Source organism: Paraburkholderia humisilvae (assembly GCF_902859855.1).
GTDB classification, from domain to species: Bacteria; Pseudomonadota; Gammaproteobacteria; order Burkholderiales; family Burkholderiaceae; genus Paraburkholderia; species Paraburkholderia humisilvae.
Genome location: NZ_CADIKH010000229.1, coordinates 1 through 3011, shown reverse-complemented (window position 1 = coordinate 3011; position 3011 = coordinate 1). Strand labels below are relative to the sequence as shown.

The following is a 3011-nucleotide window of genomic DNA, read 5'->3' as shown; positions in this document are numbered from 1 at the left end:
GTGGATCTTATCCCGCTCCCCCTGCGCGCTCAAGTACAACTACTCAGTCCCTTTTCGCATTCGGGCTCGCATTTAGCGCATCCGGATCAGGGACGGCCTGCATGAAATCCGCGCCATTAAGAAAGCTTATCCTGACGGCGCGAATTGCAAGCGTACCTCTTCGCGTTCGGGCGCCCGCCCGAACGCGAAAAGGAAGCCAGTACCGGAGCGCGGCAGGTGCGCAGCGCGCGACGGGCTCGCCTGCAGTTACATCGCGGGCAGCCGTCCGGGTGCGCGTCCTGCGGCGCTTGAACAGGCCGTCAGCGAGGGTATCCGGCATCATGGCTTGCAGACCAACACGCGCGCTGCGCTCAACCAGGCCTTCGGGTTCAAGCCGCAAAGTAAAGCAGAAAAGCGCGAATAGTCCGCGCCGACGGCTCTGGTGCAAATAGGTTCGTCGAGTCGGTTAAAGTAGCAAGCCTATTAATTGGGTAGCCGGTGATGAGCAAGCGCAAAGGTCTGGAAGGGCTGTTCGATAGACGGCATTTTGATCGAAAAATCATCATCCTGTGTGTCGCTGGTACCTGCGCTACAACCTGTCGCCTGCGCGATCTGGTCGAGATGATGGCCGAGCGGGGTTTGTCGCTGGCTCACACGACCATCCTTCGCTGGGTGAGGCGTTATACGCCCGAGTTCGTCAAACGCTGGTACCGCTTTGCTGCACCTGCGGGTCGCTCGTGGCGTGTCGACGAGACCTGGCTGAAGGTTCGTGGCAGGTGGGTCTACCTGTACCGGGCGGTGGATCGGGCTGGCCAGACAATGGACAAAGCACGATGTGGCCGCAGCCAAAGCCTTTTTCAGCAAGGCCATCAGGCATCAGGTCCAACCGCCCAGGACCATTACGCTTGACGGTTATGCTGCCTCACACCGTGCCGTACGCGAGATGAAGGCCGATGGCCTGCTGCCCGCGCACACGAAGATCCGTACCTCGAAATATCTGAACAACCTGATCGAACGGGACCATCGCCATGTTAAAGCAAGAACCAGCGTGATGCTGAGGTTCAAACGATTCGGGAGCGCGGCGATCACGATTGCAGGTATTGAGTTGATGCATCGTACCCGGAAGGTCCAGTTCTCTCTGGTCGGCATGCGTCTCAAGGAGACCGCTGCGCCTGCTGTCTGGAATGCATCCCTCTTTCATTGATTTGTTATCCTGATCAATACATCATTTTTCGCCCAATCGATCTATTTGCACCAGAGCCCCATCCACTATATTGCCGATTTACGTCTGGCGGATCACGCCGATCCGTGACATCACCTTCAGACCGTTTTTACAGCTGACGGCTGGGCGCGCTTGATACTCAGGATGGTGCGCATATTTGAGTACCGCCTAGCCATCCTCCCGGAGGAAAGGTTCGTAGTCGAGAGGATGACGCAACACCGGCGACTACGAGGTGCCTCACGATCTGCCACGCAACCTCGAAGAATCGATGGCGCTAATGGCTGCCAGCGGGTCGCTTGCCGAGATTCTTGGCAAACAGTTCCAGAAAGCCTATCTCCTGCTTAAGCGAACAGGGCACGACGCGTTCTTCAGGGTCATCAGCCCTTGGGAACGCAAACACCTGTTGCTCAATGTTTGATGCATATCGTCTACTGCAGACATCTAGGGATATCGAACATTATCGTGAAATTCGCATCATCCTCCCGGGTGCTATCGGCTCATGCACCCAAGGCCGCCCCGAGCCTCATGCCCTGCTCGCTTACAACCAACGACTATCGTGCACTCGACGCCAAGCATCATCTTCATCCGTTTTCCAACATGGAAACGATCAATCGCATCGGTAGCCGTGTGATTGTAAGGTCAAACGGCGTCAACGCATCTGCCGCCGATATGACCAAAGGCAAGAACACCCCGGTGTCGACAAGGTCATCTGGAAAACGCCAGGGGCAAAGACCAACGCGATTGCGCCGTTGAAGAGACGGGGTTATTCGGCTTTCCGCTTCAGACGGTAACGATACCGAAAGAAGAACGGGAAATTGAGGCCCCTCGGCATACCCATGATGCGCTGCAGGGCGAGTGCTGGAAGCCAGCATCAAGGCCTGTTACGACGAGATCAGCCACGCACAGCTGATGAAATAGTTCCCCCTTGAGGGACGCTGGCGCCGGTCGGAAAGAGTTCGTCGTGGCACACATATCCCGCCTTGATCCACTTCCGCAGGATCACCTTGTCCGTGGGGATGTTGGCGACCATCCCAAGGCAACAAGACGCCAAACAGGCAAATCTGATACGGCTGCTCAATCCGATTCTGCGGCGCTGGGCGAACTATCACCGCCATGCGGTCGCTCAAGCAACCTTTGCTCGGGTTGATACATATGTCTGGTCAATGCTGTGGCAATGAGTGGTTCGACGGCATCCAGAGAAAGGAGTCCGCTGGGTAAAAGATAAATACTTTAAAACCCAAGGCACCGCAACTGGGTATTTGCCACGACCGAAAAACAGGAGGATGGGAGGAAGAAGGAGTTCGTCCTGCTGAAAGCGGCGAACACGCCGATACAGCAGCATGTCAAGATCAAAGCCGGGGCTAATCCGCACGACCCACCGTGGGCACCATACTTCGAGACCCGATGGGGTAAGAGGATGATGAACCTGCCAAGGGGCCGGGCGAAGCTCTACCGGGTCTGGCTGAGGCGGGATGGCCTGTGTCCGACCTGCCATGAACCGATCGCAATTGGTACCCCTTGGGTCACCCGCTTCATTGTGAAAAGAACCGACGATGGGTCGTTCGCGGCGGGCAATATTCAACTGCACCATCCCGGTTGCCATGGAACTCAAAAGTACGCCGGAAGTAAGTTGTGAAAGCGGGTATCGATGGATGCCTTGGCAGAGGCTTGAGCTGTATGCGGTGAAACTCGCACGTACACAGTTGTGTGTCCAGCGAAGGCTGGCATGTTCAGCAGGAGTCAGTCCTGCCGGGGTAAAAGTCAGAAGCCCCGTAGCCTGGATAGCAGGGTGGCGGGAAACCAGGACTCT

The 3011-nt window shown here is 56.6% G+C and carries 2 protein-coding genes and 2 pseudogenes; all 4 read left to right on the top strand.

The window, feature by feature from the left end:
- Positions 1-480: 480 nt before the first annotated feature.
- The 4 genes and pseudogenes from HV796_RS41215 to HV796_RS46305 all read left to right on the top strand — a co-directional run bounded on the left by HV796_RS41215 (position 481) and on the right by HV796_RS46305 (position 2379).
- Positions 481-1183, top strand: a pseudogene (locus tag HV796_RS41215) (IS6 family transposase).
- Positions 1184-1427: 244 nt separating this feature from the next.
- Positions 1428-1619, top strand: a pseudogene (locus HV796_RS41210) (glutamine synthetase); the annotation flags it as partial.
- 44 nt (positions 1620-1663) lie between these two features.
- Positions 1664-1954 carry a hypothetical protein gene (locus HV796_RS41205; protein WP_175233409.1) on the top strand — a complete coding sequence of 97 codons (291 nt, stop codon included), beginning with the start codon at positions 1664-1666 and terminating at the stop codon, positions 1952-1954.
- 263 nt (positions 1955-2217) lie between these two features.
- Positions 2218-2379 (top strand): group II intron maturase-specific domain-containing protein, encoded by a 162-nt coding sequence (locus tag HV796_RS46305; RefSeq protein WP_175233408.1) that lies wholly within the window; start codon positions 2218-2220, stop codon positions 2377-2379.
- Positions 2380-3011 lie beyond the last annotated feature (632 nt).